The following is a 14534-nucleotide window of genomic DNA, read 5'->3' on the forward strand; positions in this document are numbered from 1 at the left end:
CAGGTCGATTCCCACTCCTGCGCCTTCGCCTCGGCCCGTGCGGTACCGGCGCCGTCCCCGGCCGCGGCGCGTCCCATCGCCTCGGCCTGCCAGCACACCTGCGCGTCCACGCTCATCCGCAGGAAGCGCAGCAGCTGGTCCGGTTCGTCGTCGGCCATGCGGGCCACCGTGCGGGGCTCGACCGCCACCTGTCCGTCGAGATGGAAGTCGCGCAGTGCCAGCAGCGTCAACGGAAGATCCGCCTCGGACTCCGCCGTCCACGGCGGCAGCTCGTCCGCGGGCGGCGGCACACCGTCGTGGTCGATCTCGTGCAGCAGCTCGCCGCCGAGACGGGTGCCGAACCCCTCGTCCAGTCCCTCGAGGAACTGCGCGACCAGGTCGAGCGTGGCCAGCAGGTGGGCCGGCACGAACGGCGACGCGGGCAGGTGTGCCGCCACCGCCACCCGGTCCTCGACCAGCACGAACTTCAGGTGCGGCCACCGCCGATTGAGGTCCGCGACGACCTCGGCGGCGCGGGTACGTCCGGTGATCTGGTGGACGATCGGGGCGAACACGTCGACGGTGCGCTCGTGCGGTCCGACACCGACGAACACGACCATCCCCGCGACCCGCAACGCCAGGTCGCCGTCCTCGTCCCACAGCGGGACGTCGCCGATCCGCTCGCGCAGTGTCGACTCGATCAGCTCGCGTACGTGCTCCTCGCCCGCCGTCTGGATGGCGAGGGGGAGCGCAGCCTGCGGCGGGATCTCCTCGGCCGGCGGGGGCAGCTCGAAGTCGGCCCGGCCGGTGCCGAACGTGTCGGTGCGCAGGAACAGCGGATGCGGCACCCCCCACACCCGCCGCAGCGCCGTCACCGCGACGGCCGCGAGCTGGTCCGCCCACGCCGCGGGCCGGTCCATCCAGTAGGCGGGCGACCCGCCGTCCTCCGGGTCGTCGGGTCCCCGGGACGGTGCGCGCCAGCCGAGCTCGGCGAGCAACGCCTCGTCGCCCGGGCCGAGACGACGATCGGGGTCGAGGTGGGCATTGGACGGCACCTCGCACCGAACCTGGCCCTCACCCCACGCGTAGAACTGCACGCACGGTCCGGCCGGGCCGGTGTCCTCCTCGACGAGTGGCTCGAGGACCAGCCCGTCGCCGTCGCTCATCGCCGCCACGTGGTCGGCGAGACGTGCCCGGAACTCGTTCCAGGACCGGTCGACGTCGCGGTCGAATCGGCTCTCGGTGTCGGTCACGATCCACCCCCTTTTCCGCTGTCGCGGGACCGTGTGACGACACTAGCCGGGGGGACCGACAGTCGCCGGGCGGGCAGCATCACTCGGTGGCGGGCCCGGAACATCCGGCCGCCCGGGTCGCCGTCGGCGCAGGCTGCGGGCAGCCGACCCGTCAGCGCAGGCTGCGGACGAACACCCCGATCGACGCGACGGCCCGTCCCGCCTCGGGCACGATGCCCGCCGCGGCCTGGAACACGTGCACCTGCCGCTCCCACACCTGCAGTTCGCAGTGCACACCCGCGCCCGCGAGACGCGCGGCCATCAGCTCGGCGTCGACGTACGTCATCTCCTCCGAACCGGTCTGGATGAGGGTGGGCGGCATGGCGGTCAGGTCGGCGTCGACCGGGGACACCGCGCGCGGACCAGGCCCGCCGGCGGCGGCGTCGATGCGGGCGATCACGTCGGCCAGGGCCGGAACGGCGCGGCGCGGGAACAGGGCGCACCGATACGAATTGGGATGCGCGAGCTTGCCGCGGGTGTCGAGGTCGGTCAGCGGCGAGAGCGCCACGTTGCCGGCCGGACGGCCGAGGCCCAGCCGCAGCGCCTCGAGCGTGACCTGGAAGGTGAGGAATCCACCCGCCGAGTCGCCGGCCACCACGATCCGCTCGGCCGGGTAGCCGTGCGCGATCAGCCACCGCAGCCCCTCGATGCCGTCCTCGACCGCGCTCTCGATCGGGTGCCCCGGCAGCATGCGGTAGGCGACGCTGAGCACGGGGGCCCCGGCTGCCGACGAGATGCGGGAGACCATCTGCCGGTGGGTGGTCAGCCCGCACACCAGGAACGCCCCGCCGTGCAGGTACAGGATCGCGGTGGAGCCGTCGGCGCCCGGCGCGGCGAGGAACTCGGCGCGGCAGGACGGCAGCCGCACCGCATGCCGGTGCGTGCCGGGGACCGGCTTGAGGGGAAACGCGAGGCGGTCCACCACACCGGTCGGCCAGGGCAGGTGCGGGGCGCGTGCCCACGCGTCGATGACCGGCTTGACGGTGCTGCGCACCGAGAAGGTCAGCGCCTGGGACGGAATGCTCACCCCGGCGATCTCACGTCGCAGCACCGGCCGCGGTACGGGCGGATACGACAACGACGGATGGTTCGACGCGGTGCTCGTCACCGGAACCTCCTCGTCCTCGTCCGCTCGGGCGGAGCTGCGCTCGTCGGCTCCGGCTTGTCCTCCGCGGCCCGTCCGCCGTGGCTTTCGCAACGTTCGTCCGGGTCGGTTGATCGACAGTACGACGACGATCCGCCGGGGCGAAGCACCGTGACTCGATGGAGACCGGGCATCGTGATCTCCGCAGGTCGCGGGCCCTTCTGTTATCTATTCGGTACGGCATGCGCGGGACCGACGTACGATCCATCCCAGCGTGCGACGGCGGACGAAAGGGGGCAGTCCCCGTGGGGTACATGCCGGTGACGGACTCGATGTTCCTGCTCGCCGAGTCGCGGGAGCGCCCGATGCACTTCGGTTCGCTGGAACTGTTCACCCCGCCGCCCGACGCCGGCCCGGGGTACGTCACCGACCTCTACAACCGGCTCGTCGCCGACGCGCACGTCGACGAGCTGTTCCGCAAGCGACCGGCCGATCCGGTGTCGAGCCTCGGCTACACCTGGTGGACCGTCGACGACGAGATCGACCTCGAGTACCACGTCCGGCACTCGGCGCTGCCGGCACCGGGCCGGATCCGCGAGCTGTTCACCCTCGTCTCCCGCCTGCACAGCGGGCTGCTCGACCGGCACCGGCCCCTGTGGGAGGCGTACCTGATCGAAGGACTCGCCGACGGCCGGTTCGCCGTCTACACGAAGATGCACCACGCGCTGCTCGACGGGGTCTCGGGGCTGCGGCTGTTGCGGCGCACCTACACCACCGACCCGAGCGCGCGCGACTTCCCGGCGCCGTGGCACCTGCCGCCCCGCCCCCGATCCGGGAACGGATCCGGGACGCACGCGCGGACGTCGACCGTCGGTACGGTGCGCTCCGTGGCCGGCGACGTGCTCGGCGCGGCGCCCGTGGCGCTGCGGATCGCGCGGACCGTGCTCGGCGGCCGCCGCGTCGCACTGCCGTACGAGGCCCCGCGATCGATGTTCAACGTCCCGATCGACGGGACGCGGCGCTTCGCGGCGCAGTCCTGGAGCCGCGCACGCATCACACGGGTGCGGTGCGCGGCCGGCGTGTCGAGCAACGACGTCGTCGTCGCGATGTGCGCCGGCGCCATCCGCGCCTATCTCCTCGAGCGGCAGGCGCTGCCGGAGACCCCGTTGATCGCGATGGTCCCGGTGTCGCTGCGCGCGAAGGACACCCCCGAGTCGGACTCGGGTGGCAACAGCGTCGGGGTCACGCTGTGCAACCTCGGCACCCATCTCGAGGATCCGCTCACCCGGCTGTCGACGGTCAGCGATTCGATGGCGGAGGGCAAGACCCTGTTCGGCGGGATGACGCCGCTGCAGGCGACGGTGTGGTCGGCGCTCAACATCGCCGGACTCGCGCTGGCGCCGATCTCGGGCGCGGTCGCCCTGGCGCCGCCGCCGTTCAACCTCATCATCTCCAACGTGCCGGGACCGCGGGAACCGGTGTACCGGGGTGGATCCCGGCTCGACGGCATCTATCCCGTGTCGGTCGTGCTCAGCGGTCAGGCACTCAACATCACGCTGACCAACACCGCGGACACCGTCGACTTCGGCGTGGTCGGGTGCCGCCGCACCGTCCCCGCACTGCAGCGACTGCTGGGGCATCTCGAGGACGCCCTCACGGAACTCGAACTCGCACTAGATATTTCGTGAGCGGTGTCAGTCCCGCAGCGACGAGCTGCGCGGGTCCTGGGGTGTCGAACCCCGCGCGCCCGTGCTGTGTAGGACGTCGACGAGTTCGCCTTCGAGCGCCACGAACTCCGGAGACGTCAGCGCGTCCAGGCCCCGGGGGCGCGGCAGCGGCACCGACACCTCGTGGCACACCCGCGCCGGGCGGGGCGTGAGCACCAGCACCCGATCCGACAGCAGCAGCGCCTCCCGCACGTCGTGGGTGATCATCAGCACCGTCCAGCGGTCGCGCTGCCACACCTGCTGCAGCCACAACTGCATCTCGGTGCGGGTCAGCGAATCCAGGGCGCCGAACGGTTCGTCCAGCAGCAGCACGTCGCGGCCCTGCAGGACGGTCCGCGCGAGTGCCGCACGCTGCCGCATCCCACCCGAGAGCTGCCGCGGCGCGGCCTCCTCGAACCCGGCGAGACCGAAGGCGGGGAACAACTTTCGTGCCCGGTCCCGCGCCTCACCGCGGGGCGTGCCCTGGACCTCGAGGCCGAGCGCGCAGTTGTCGAGCACGCTGCGCCACGGGAACAGCAGATCCTTCTGCGGCATCAGCGCGGCGCGTCCCGGTGCGGCCGGCCGACCGGCGACCGTGACGGCGCCGGTGTCGGGCACGTCGAGGCCGGCGACCAGCCCGAACAGGGTGGACTTGCCGCAGCCGCTCGGGCCGATGAGCGAGACGAACTCGCCGTCGGCCACCGCGAACTCGGCGCCGTCGAGGACGGTGCGCCCATCGAACGCCTTGTGCACGCCGGTGACGGCGACGGCGTTCACCGCAGGCTCCTCGTCGCCAGCGCCCACGGGGCCACCACCCGCTCGGCGGCATAGGTGAGCAGGTACAACGCGAGGGAGAGCACCGCGGTGACGAGCACCGCCGCGAGTACCAGATCGGTCCGGAACGAGTTCTTCTGGGTGCTCATGTAGATCCCGAGTCCCGACGTGGCGCCGACGTACTCGGCGAAGACCGCGCCGACCACGGCGTAGGTGACCCCGATGCGCAGCGCCGTGAAGAATCGGGGCAGCGCCGACGGGAGCCGCACGTACCGGAACTCCTGCCGACGCGAGGCGCCCATGCTGCGCAGCAGCGCCCCCGCCTCCCGGTCCGCGGCCGCGAAGCCCTCGATCAGGCCGATCGCCATGGGGAAGAACGTGGCGAGCGCGATCACCAGGATCTTCGGCAGCAGCCCGAATCCGAACCAGATGATCATCAGTGGCGCGATCGCGATGATCGGCAGGGTCTGCGACACCACGAACAGCGGCACCAGGGCCCGGCGCAGCCACGGCGAGAAGTCCACGACGATCGCCAGCGCCCAGGCGACCGCCAGGGACACCGCGAAGCCGACGAGCGTGACCTGCAGCGTCGACCAGGCGTGACCGGCGATGTCGGTGCGGTGCGCCCACCCCTGCTCGAGGACCCGGGCGGGGGAGGGCAGCACCTGCGGGCGGATGCCGCTGACCGCCACGTACAGCTGCCAGCCGAGGGCCAGCGCGGCGACGGTCAGCGCGGCCGGGGCCACGCGCCGCGCCCAGGAATTGCGGGTGGGGTCAGGGGGTGAGGTAGTCATCGGTGAAGTAGGTCGACCAGTCCGGCTCGGTGGTCAACGGTGCGCCGTCGGGACCGGAGAGCAGGCCCTTCTCGAACAGGAACCGGGAGTACCCGGTCCATCGCTCGAGGGTGAGGGTGCCGACGCGGCCGTTCTCGTCGCGCAGGTAATCGGTCGACAGCATCCGCTGGCTCTCGTAGACGAGGTCCTCGTCGGAGAAGGCCCCCGGGTTCGCCTCGATCAGCGCGCGAGCGCCGCGGTCGGGGTCCTGCGCGGCGATCTCGTAGCCCCGCTGGACGGCCTGCACGAAGGCCCGGGCCTGGTCCGGGTGTTCGGCCAGCCAGTCCTCGTTGCCGTCGACCACGATCGCGTAGGCGTCGGGGAACCCGTAGTCGGTGTAGCGGAAGTAGCGCATCGGCAGCCCGCGGTGCTCGGCCTCGATGCCCTCCCATGCCAGGTAGGAGACGGTGAAGTCGGCGGTGCCGGAGTACACGGCCTCGTACGCGGAGGTGCCGAGGGTGACCGAGGTGAAGTCGCCGCGCCCGCCGTCGTTGCGGATCACCTGGGCGAGCGTCTCCTCGTCGCCCGGGTCGCCGAAGCCCGCATAGGTGCGGGAGTCGAGGTCCGCGGGCCGGGTCAGGTCGGCGCGGTCCGCCTTGACGGCGATGCCGGTCGCCCAGTGCTGCAGCGGCGCGAGCACCGAGACGGTGCGCGAGCCGGCCGCCCGGGAGAACGTCGCCTGCGCCTGCGTGGAGATGCCGAACTCGGCGTTGCCGGCGTCGACGAGGGTGTCCGGGGTGGTGTTGTTGTAGGGCAGGAACTCGACGTCGAGACCGGCGTCGGCGAACAGGCCCTCCTGCTGGGCGACGTACAGGCCGGTGTGGTTGGTGTTCGGCGTCCAGTCCAGGGCGAATCGGATGGTGTCGCCGGACTCGTCGCCGTTCCCGGCGCAGGACGCGGTGAGCAGCAGCGCGGCGGTGACGGCGGCCAGGACGGTGAACCGGCGGCGCAGCCGGGGGAGCGTGGTCATGAGGCCGGCCACTCCTGGGTGTTGAGCGCGGTGTCCCAGAACAGCAGCTCGTAGCGGGTGGCGATGGTGAACGCCTCGGCCATGGCGTCGCGCTCGGCGTCGGTGGCGGCTGCCGCCGCGGCGTCGACGTGGTCACGGGCGCCGGCGACCGCGGCATGGAACTCGGGCGCGTCGTAGGTGGTGACCCACTGGGCGTAGGGGTGGGCGGGATCCGCGGCGAGCACGTCGGCGGCGCGGACGGCGAGGTCGCGGCCGACCTCGGCGTAGATCCAGAAACAGGGGAGTACCGCGGCGGCGCCCACCGGATACGGGTCGGTGGCGACGGTGGCGGTGAGATAGGAGACGTAGCCGAGGCAAGCGGGCGAGTGCGCGGGGGTGTCCTCGGCGGGCGGCAGGACGCCACCGGTCAGCAGACCCCGGTGCAGGGCGGATTCCTCGGTGGCGGCCGTGGCCGCGCTGTTCGCCCAGAACGCGGCGGTGCCCGGGTCCGGGGCCTTCGCCGCGAGCAGGGCGAGTGCCTTGGCGTACCCGGCGAGGTACAGGGCGTCCTGCTCGATGTAGAAGCGGAACGCGTCGAGCGGCAGCGTCCCGTCGCCGAGGCGGCGCAGGAACTCGAGGTCGTCGATGGCCTCGCGCAGGACCTTGGTCCGGTCCCACAGCAGATCGGTGAAGCGGTCGGTCCCTGCCGGGACCGACGCGCGGGCAGGCATGGTCATGCCAGGACATCCCTTCGTCAGCATTACCTGATCAGGTTCGACGGGTGTGATCTCAGCCCCGCGCATGTGCGGAGCACCCCGTGTCTACGGAGCCGACGATAGCACTCGGCGCAGACCGCCTCCGCCGCCCGGGCCACCGGGCTCCGCATGCAACCTGTCTGTTGTTGGTACCTTGGCCCGAGACCGTTCGTTCGGGAGGAACCGTGGACGCCGAGACGCTCATCGTCGGCTGCAAGTACGGCGACGTACGCGGCTACCGCGACGGCTCCGTCTACACGTGGAAGGGAGTCCCGTACGCCGCGCCGGCGTCCGGCGACCTCCGGTTCCGCGCCCCCGAACCGCCGGAGCCGTGGACCGACGTGCTCGACGCGCGGCGCTTCGGGCCCATCGCGCCGCAGGGACGCAACAACCCGATCCCCATCGATCCGGGGCTGACGATCGGTGAGGACTGCCTCTCGTTGAACATCTGGGCGCCGGAGCCGGACGGGGAGCCCCGGCCGGTGATGGTGTGGATCCACGGCGGCGCCTACGTCCTCGGTTACTCGGGTCAGCGGATCTACGACGGACGGTTGCTCGCCGAGCGCGGCGACGTCGTCGTGGTGACGGTCAACTACCGGCTCGGCGCGCTCGGGTTCCTCGACTTCTCGTCGTTCTCGACCGCCGGGACCACCTTCGAATCCAATGTGGGGCTGCGCGATCAGATCGCCGCGCTCGAGTGGGTCCGCGACTGCATCTCCGCGTTCGGAGGCGACCCCGACCGGGTCACCGTGTTCGGCGAGTCGTCGGGTGGCGGGTCGCTGACCACACTGATGACCGTGCCCCGCGCCGAGGGGTTGTTCCACCGGGCCATCGCGCAGAGCCCGCCGGCGACGTCGGCGTACGGGTCCGAGCGGGCTGCGCGGGTCGCCGAGCGGTACCTCGAGATCCTCGACCTCACCCCGGCGCGGGTGTGGGCGCTGCGGGACATGCCGCACGAGGCGCTGACCGATGCGGGGGACGTGCTCGTCGGCGAGATCCCCACGAAATTCCCCGGCACGCTCGCGATGGCGCCCGTGGTCGATCGCGACCTGGTGCCGAAGTATCCGGTGGCGGCGTTCCAGAAGGGGCTCGCGCACCGGATCCCCCTGATCATCGGCTCCAACAAGGACGAGCCGTCGATCTTCCGCTTCATGAAGTCGCCGTTGATGCCGGTGAGCGACGCCTCCGTGCAGGCGATGCTCGACGCCCTCGCCGAGGACCACCCGGAGTTGCCGCCCGACCGCATCGCGGAGATCATCTCCGCGTACCCGGATGTCACGAAAACGTCCGGGGCGATGGCTCTTTCGCGGGACGCGGGGTTCCGGATGCCGGTGGTGTGGATCGCCGACGCGCACAGCGCCCACTCGCCGACGTGGGTGTACCGGTTCGACCATGCGACCCCGATGCTCAAGGCGGCACGGATCGGTGCCGGCCATGCCACCGAACTGCCCTACGTCTTCGGCAATTTCGGGACGCTCGATCGCGATCCCACGTTCTGGCTCGGCGGGCGCAAGGCTGCGACGACGATCTCGGGCCGGATCCAGCGTCGCTGGCTGGCCTTCGCGCACCACGGCGTGCCGGCCGCCCTGGACGGATCCCGGCACTGGGCGCCGTACGACACCGACAAGCGCATGACCCTCCTGATCGACAACACCGACACCCTCGTCCCGGACCCCGACAAGATACTGCGCGAGGTGTGGGGCGACCAGGTGATGGGCTTCAGCTGACCGCTCGGGGGGCGGCCGAATGTGACATTCCGTCGGTCTGACCGACGCGATGTGACATTCGGCCACTCCCGACGGTGGTGGGAACTGGTCTTACCACTTGACCTCTGTCCGGATGGGGGCTTACGGTCGGGTCGTGATGTTCGAGCCGATCGCCCGCAAGTCCGCCTCCGGCGAGGTGTACGACCAGATCGCCGCCCGGGTGCTCGGCGGCGACCTCGCCGCCGGGGCGTCGCTGCCGAGCGAACGCCACCTCGCCGAGGCGTTCGGAGTGTCGAGACCCGCTGTGCGAGAAGCCCTCTCTCGGCTCGCGCACGCCGGGCTGGTGGAGGTGCGCCAGGGGGAGGCGACCTCGGTGCGCGATTTCCGCACCCAGGCCGGGCCGGAACTGCTGCCGCGGCTGCTCGTGCGCGACGGTCGGCCCGACTGGGGTGTCGTCCGCAGCGTCCTCGAAGCCAGGCAACTCATCGGCCGTCAGGTCGCCCGCCTCGCGGCCACCCGCGCGACGGACGAGACGCAACCCCGATTGCGCGAGTCCGTGGCACGCCTCGCCGCGGGGGACGACCCCGTCGCATTGCAGGTCGCCGCCCTCGAATTCTGGGAACACGTCGTCGACGCCGCCGACTCCCTCGCGTTCCGGCTGATCTTCAACAGCCTGCGCAACGCGTACGAGCCGGCCATGACCGCGATGGCCGGGGTGCTGATCGCCGAGGTCGGGCGCGCCGACCTCTACGAACGGCTCGCCGACGCGATCGTCGCGCGCGACGAGGACGGCGCCGAGCACGCCGCCGACGAACTGCTCGACCTGGGCACGTCGGCCCTGACCACCGCCATCGACCAGGCCGAACACGGAGAGGCGAGGAACCGGACATGAGCACGAATCGGACCGAGGGACGGGGCCGTCGCGCCTCGATCGGCCTGCGGGACGCCGCCGTCGAGTTCGTGCGGCACCCGTCGCCGTGGATGATCGGCGGGTTGCTCGCTGCTGCGGTCGTCGCACGGATACTCGTCGGCGACTGGCAGGTCACCGACGCGCTGGTCCCGCTGGTCGCCCTGCTGGTGTTCCCGCTGGTGGAGTGGGTCATCCACGTCGGCATCCTGCACTGGCGGCCGCGCCGGATCGGTGGGCTGACGCTCGACTCGCTGCTGGCGCGCAAGCATCGCGAACACCACAGCGATCCGCGCGACGTGCCGCTGGTCTTCATCCCCTGGCAGACCCTGGCGTGGCTGCTGCCGGTGCTCGTCCTCGTCGCGTGGCTGGTCTTCCCCCGGCCCGGACTGGGACTGACATTCCTGGTGACGCTCGGTGTCCTGGGCCTGACCTACGAGTGGATGCACTACCTCATCCACACGGACTACCGCCCCGGCTCGCGGCCCTACCGCGCGGTGTGGCGCCATCACCGGCACCACCATTTCAAGAACGAGCACTACTGGTTCACCGTCACCACCGCCGGCACCGCCGACCGGATTCTCGGCACCGAGCCGGACCCGGCCACGGTCGAGACCTCGCCGACCGCCCGGAACCTGCACGCGACCCGGTGATCCGGTGCGCGAACCGCGCTCGCGGGGAGGTTGCCGGCGAGAGGCGGTGACCTTGTGATGCCGTCGCCGAAACCGTGCACCGGGTAGCATCCCCAGAACCAGCATCCAGACCAGGGAGGGGCTGTGGCGAGCGATTTCTCCGTCGGTGACCATGTCCGGTGGAACTCCGAAGCCGGATACGTCGAGGGCGTCATCGTCAAGAAGCACACCGAGGACGTGGAGTTCAAGGGACGTACTCGGCGGTGCAGTGAAAGTCACCCTCAGTACGAGATCAAGAGCGACAAGACCGAGCACATCGCGATGCACAAGGGCGATGCACTCACCAAGCTGTAGCGCACCCGAATATCGATGAGCATGATCGACGCTGTCCGTGAGGCAGTCCTCGCCATCCCTCCGGGCTCGGTGGCCTCCTACGGAGACATCGGCAGGAGAATCGGGGCAGGTCCACGGCAAGTGGGCCGAGCGATGGGCATGCTCGACGACAACATTCCCTGGTGGCGAGTCGTCTACGCCGACGGAACAACGGCCTCGTGTCACGGCGGTCGTGCGTGGGCACTGCTCCTCGAGGAGGGCACCCCCGTCTCGGGGAAGCGGGTAGACATGCGACGCGCTCGGCAGCGAGGGACGGCCTGACGATCGCCCCGACGCTGCCGGTCGGATGTCCGATTCCGGCCCCGCCTCGCGGCTGCAGCGAGCCGGGGTCACTGCTGCTCGGCGGTCTCGCGTCGGGTGCCTGTCGAGGCCGTGTGCCGGTGACTCGGCTCGGGAACGACGCGACGCTCCACGTCGTGCAGGCGCCGACAGTCCGGGCAGGCCAACCTTTCCCGGGTCGGTCGACCCGGCTTCGGTTCGTCCCGGCAGTGGCCGCACCCTCAGGCGCTTTCCGGCCGCGAGGGCATGCGCTGTGCCGTGACGGTCCCGGTGGAGCCGATGGCGGGGGCGAGCCGAAACAGTCCGGCCGCGGCGAGAAGATGCCACAGCGCGTGGCCCTGAAGGATACTGCTCGGCCGGCAGAGCGACGTCCGGTCGCCGAGGGTGCCCAGCACGGCACCGGACGCGAGGAGCAGTGCCGCGACGATCGTCGACCGCCGCAGGTCCGGACGGATGCGGGCGCGGTCGAGCGCGAGTCCGACTGCGACGACGGCCAGCAGCGCCTGCACGCCGGTGGAGACCGACGGCCCGGCGGCCACGACGGGAACCATCAGCAGCGGAACGACGCGCCACCACCACGGCGACAGCCGGGAGCCGAACCGGTCGGAGGCGGCGTCGACGGCGACGTAGGCGAGCAGTGTCGCAAGCGGGAGGTCGTGTGCGTACGCCTGCCACGGTGGGTTCGGTCCGTGCGCGACGAGGGATCCGGCGCCGACCGCGACGACGAGCAGGCCGTAGGTGACGCTCGCCGTGCCCCGGCGTGCGAGGACCGCGAGGCCGGCGACCACGAAGGCCAGGCTGCTGACGGTGGCCGCGGGCTGGCCGACGAGACCTGTGCCCCGATACAGCTCGCAGGCGTTCGCCAGCATCATGGTTCGAGGCTAGCCGCCGCGGGCCGGTCGCAGACGTGCGCAGTGGAACGGGGAATGGGATGCCGCCACCGGTCCGGGACGCGACGCGGTGCCCGTTTCGGGCGGGCTGCGCGGATCGGGAGCGAACGCGTGTGCCCGCCCGGCGGACGACCGGTCGGACATACAGCCCGCATGCAGTCGGTGGACGGGACCGACCGGGTCTCGGATGAGTAAACAGCATGTCCGCCAGCGCGAGTCGGAGTTGAATGGAGACCCCAGGGGTAGTGGAACTCGACAACGACCAATCCCAAGTCATGGTTCACCGTCGCCCGTCCCGGTTGAGACCTGTACGGGCGGCGCAGCGGTTCGGGGTGCACGATGAGCGAAGCGGTGACAGAGCTCCCGGGGAGAAGGCGTGAGCCTGTCGAGCCCCGATGGGACCCGTCCGTCCTCGGCGACGAGACTCGTGGCGACGGTGTGACGCTCCGGCGTCTTCTCGCGGTGGCCGCGCTGACCCGAGCGCAGACCGCACTGCTCGTCGACGATCTGATCTGCCGGGTCGAACGCCGTCAGCGCGGCGGTCCGAGCCGGCTGCGGGACGACGCCGTGACGGTGTCCGAGACCGGACGGCTCACGATCGCATGGAACGGGAGCGCGACGGACGGGCACGCAGCCGACGAGTCGGTGGCGAGGCTGCTCGGCAGCATCGTGACGAGCTGCCGCTGTCCGGAATGGGCCGACCGGGTGAGCGAATCGATCGGCGAAGCAACAGATCTCGAGGACCTGATGCACCGGGTTCGTCGCGTGGTCGCAGCCGACCGCGACCCGGCCGAGGAGTCCCGGGTGCGGAGCCAGCTCGCCGCGCTCGTCGCGGTGGTGGCGGGGCGCCGCGTTCCGGACGATCCGGTGGTGGCGCGGGCGGCTGCACCGCGGGGCCCGGGCAGCGGGGCCGGAACGTCCCTCGCACCGGCCGGCTGGTATCCACCGGCCGGCAGTGGGTGGCATCGCCGGCGGAGACGGCCGTCGCGACGGCAGGGGGTTCTCGGTCTCGTCGCACTCCTGATTCTCGTCGGGACGCTGTGGGCGGCACCGCGGGTGTGGGCGGAGCTGCGCCGCGGCTGGGATGCCGTCCTCAACCCGGTGGATACGGCGGAGCCGAACCGGATCGAGCCGGTCTCGCCTCCGCCGCCCGAACCCGTGGGCGGTCGAGACGAGCCGGCAGCAAGCGCAGGCACGACGGCCCCCGGACCGGTCCAGGTCGGTGCGCCGGCAAGCGCGGGACCGATCAGGCTGGTCACCGCCACCTTCGCCAACGGCGAGTGCGCGCCCGGACGCATGTGCGCCGTCCGCGTCGACGTACACCTCGACTCCGCGGCACGTGTCGGCACCGTGACCTGGGCGCTGAACGTCTACGACAGATGTTCCGGCGCGGTCGGCGCGAGCGCCGAGGTCTCGCTGGCCGCCCAGCCGGGCGATGAGGAGGTGTACGGAATCAGCTGGGCCGATCTGCCACCCGGTGGGGCGCTGGCTGTCGCCGCGGTGACCAGCGCCCCGGCAACAGCCGCCTCGGAGCCGCTGTCGGTGCCCGCCGAGAACGCGACCTGCTGAGGCGGCGGAGGAGGGGACATGGCCGAACGCCGGCGGGAATCCGATCCGTGGCTCGTAACCGCGGCCGTGGTCCTGGTCGTGCTCGGCCTGTTGAATCTGACCGCGATCGGGATGACGTCGCACGCCGTTCGGCACGCACTGTTCGCCGCGGCCGGTCTCGTCCTGATGCGCGTCGTCTCTCGCCTGCGGACGAGTGACCTGCGAGCATTCGGGTGGACGGTGCTCGCCGTGGCGACCGTGCTGTTGGCCGCGGTACCGCTCGCCGGGGTCGCGACGAAAGGCGCCCAGCGCTGGCTGGATTTCGGCGTGTTCACCGTCCAGCCCGCCGAACTCGCCAAACTCGCTGTCGTGCTGGTCCCGGCCGGCATATTGGCCGGTGGCTTCACCGTCGGCCGGTTCGTGGCAGCCCTGACGGCCACCGGCGTGCCGATCGCGCTCGTCGCGCTGCAACCGGACCTGTCGACTGCCCTGGTGCTCGTCGCGACGGTCATGGTCATGCTCATCCTGGCCCGGGTGCCGCTGCTGCCCCTGCTGCCGTTGTTCGCGGTGGGAGTCGCGTCGCTGCCGCTCGCCGTTCTCGTCCTCCGCCCCTATCAACTCGAACGCGTGCACGTGTTCCTGTCGAGCAACGTCGACCCGAGCGGGGCGGGGTGGGCCGCGCTCCAGGCGGACATCGCCATCGGCAGCGGCGGCTGGTGGGGTCTGGCGCGAGACCCCCTCTACGAGGTGAGAGCCGACTATCTCCCGGAATCGGAACACGATCTCGCCTTCGCGAGCGTCGTGTAC

At 71.4% G+C, this 14534-nt stretch carries 15 protein-coding genes and 1 riboswitch; of the genes, 8 read left to right on the forward strand and 7 right to left on the reverse strand.

Features of this window, described 5'->3' with window-relative positions; all coding sequences use genetic code 11:
• Positions 1 to 1232, reverse strand: a 1232-nt coding sequence (locus OEY_RS0121360; protein ID WP_010595804.1) for a T3SS (YopN, CesT) and YbjN peptide-binding chaperone 1, incomplete at its 3' end; no start/stop codon positions are given.
• Positions 1233 to 1383: 151 nt separating this feature from the next.
• Complete coding sequence (locus OEY_RS0121365; RefSeq protein WP_010595805.1) at positions 1384 to 2379, reverse strand: alpha/beta hydrolase; 996 nt, start codon at positions 2377 to 2379, stop codon at positions 1384 to 1386.
• A gap of 290 nt (positions 2380 to 2669) precedes the next feature.
• Between OEY_RS0121365 and OEY_RS0121370 the strand changes: the two genes are divergently transcribed.
• Complete coding sequence (locus OEY_RS0121370; RefSeq protein ID WP_017680394.1) at positions 2670 to 4043, forward strand: WS/DGAT/MGAT family O-acyltransferase; 1374 nt, start codon at positions 2670 to 2672, stop codon at positions 4041 to 4043.
• 6 nt (positions 4044 to 4049) lie between these two features.
• On the opposite strand, the gene OEY_RS0121375 is transcribed toward OEY_RS0121370, so the two are convergent.
• The 4 genes from OEY_RS0121375 to OEY_RS0121390 all read right to left on the reverse strand — a co-directional run bounded on the left by OEY_RS0121375 (position 4050) and on the right by OEY_RS0121390 (position 7354).
• The gene (locus tag OEY_RS0121375; RefSeq protein WP_010595807.1) at positions 4050 to 4838 is read right to left on the reverse strand and encodes an ABC transporter ATP-binding protein; all 789 of its coding nucleotides are present in this window, start codon (positions 4836 to 4838) and stop codon (positions 4050 to 4052) included.
• Positions 4835 to 5629 carry an ABC transporter permease gene (locus OEY_RS0121380; protein WP_026137675.1) on the reverse strand — a complete coding sequence of 265 codons (795 nt, stop codon included), beginning with the start codon at positions 5627 to 5629 and terminating at the stop codon, positions 4835 to 4837. Before OEY_RS0121380 ends, OEY_RS0121375 begins: the two co-directional genes overlap by 4 nt.
• Positions 5610 to 6638, reverse strand: coding sequence for an ABC transporter substrate-binding protein (locus OEY_RS0121385; RefSeq protein ID WP_010595809.1), 1029 nt, complete (start codon positions 6636 to 6638; stop codon positions 5610 to 5612). The genes OEY_RS0121380 and OEY_RS0121385 overlap by 20 nt, the downstream gene beginning before the upstream one ends.
• Positions 6635 to 7354, reverse strand: coding sequence for a TenA family protein (locus tag OEY_RS0121390; RefSeq protein WP_010595810.1), 720 nt, complete (start codon positions 7352 to 7354; stop codon positions 6635 to 6637). The genes OEY_RS0121385 and OEY_RS0121390 overlap by 4 nt, the downstream gene beginning before the upstream one ends.
• Positions 7347 to 7445, reverse strand: a riboswitch (TPP riboswitch). (Overlaps the previous gene by 8 nt.)
• A 112-nt stretch (positions 7446 to 7557) precedes the next feature.
• On the opposite strand from OEY_RS0121390, the gene OEY_RS0121395 reads away from it, so the two are divergent.
• From OEY_RS0121395 to OEY_RS29920, 5 genes are all read left to right on the forward strand, one after another.
• The gene (locus tag OEY_RS0121395; RefSeq protein ID WP_010595811.1) at positions 7558 to 9099 is read left to right on the forward strand and encodes a carboxylesterase/lipase family protein; all 1542 of its coding nucleotides are present in this window, start codon (positions 7558 to 7560) and stop codon (positions 9097 to 9099) included.
• A 136-nt stretch (positions 9100 to 9235) separates the two neighbouring features.
• Complete coding sequence (locus tag OEY_RS0121400; RefSeq protein ID WP_043805656.1) at positions 9236 to 9970, forward strand: FadR/GntR family transcriptional regulator; 735 nt, start codon at positions 9236 to 9238, stop codon at positions 9968 to 9970.
• A complete protein-coding gene (locus OEY_RS0121405) occupies positions 9967 to 10638 on the forward strand; it encodes a sterol desaturase family protein (protein ID WP_010595813.1) in 672 nt (223 codons plus the stop codon). Before OEY_RS0121400 ends, OEY_RS0121405 begins: the two co-directional genes overlap by 4 nt.
• A 123-nt stretch (positions 10639 to 10761) precedes the next feature.
• Positions 10762 to 10971: a DUF2945 domain-containing protein gene (locus OEY_RS0121410; RefSeq protein ID WP_010595814.1), complete on the forward strand. Its 210-nt coding sequence runs from the start codon at positions 10762 to 10764 to the stop codon at positions 10969 to 10971.
• A 21-nt stretch (positions 10972 to 10992) separates the two neighbouring features.
• The gene (locus OEY_RS29920; protein ID WP_225222916.1) at positions 10993 to 11271 is read left to right on the forward strand and encodes an MGMT family protein; all 279 of its coding nucleotides are present in this window, start codon (positions 10993 to 10995) and stop codon (positions 11269 to 11271) included.
• A 239-nt stretch (positions 11272 to 11510) separates the two neighbouring features.
• Here the strand turns inward: OEY_RS29920 and OEY_RS0121415 are convergent, their stop codons facing one another.
• Complete coding sequence (locus tag OEY_RS0121415; RefSeq protein WP_010595816.1) at positions 11511 to 12161, reverse strand: hypothetical protein; 651 nt, start codon at positions 12159 to 12161, stop codon at positions 11511 to 11513.
• Between the two features lie 456 nt (positions 12162 to 12617).
• Here OEY_RS0121415 and OEY_RS0121420 point away from each other — a divergent pair, with 456 nt between their 5' ends.
• Together OEY_RS0121420 and OEY_RS0121425 are read left to right on the forward strand one after the other, a co-directional pair.
• Positions 12618 to 13748: a hypothetical protein gene (locus OEY_RS0121420; protein WP_010595817.1), complete on the forward strand. Its 1131-nt coding sequence runs from the start codon at positions 12618 to 12620 to the stop codon at positions 13746 to 13748.
• Between the two features lie 18 nt (positions 13749 to 13766).
• On the forward strand, positions 13767 to 14534 hold a 768-nt coding region (locus OEY_RS0121425), incomplete at its 3' end, for an FtsW/RodA/SpoVE family cell cycle protein (RefSeq protein ID WP_010595818.1).

The organism is Rhodococcus sp. P14 (assembly GCF_000256505.1).
GTDB lineage: Bacteria > Actinomycetota > Actinomycetes > Mycobacteriales > Mycobacteriaceae > Rhodococcus > Rhodococcus ruber.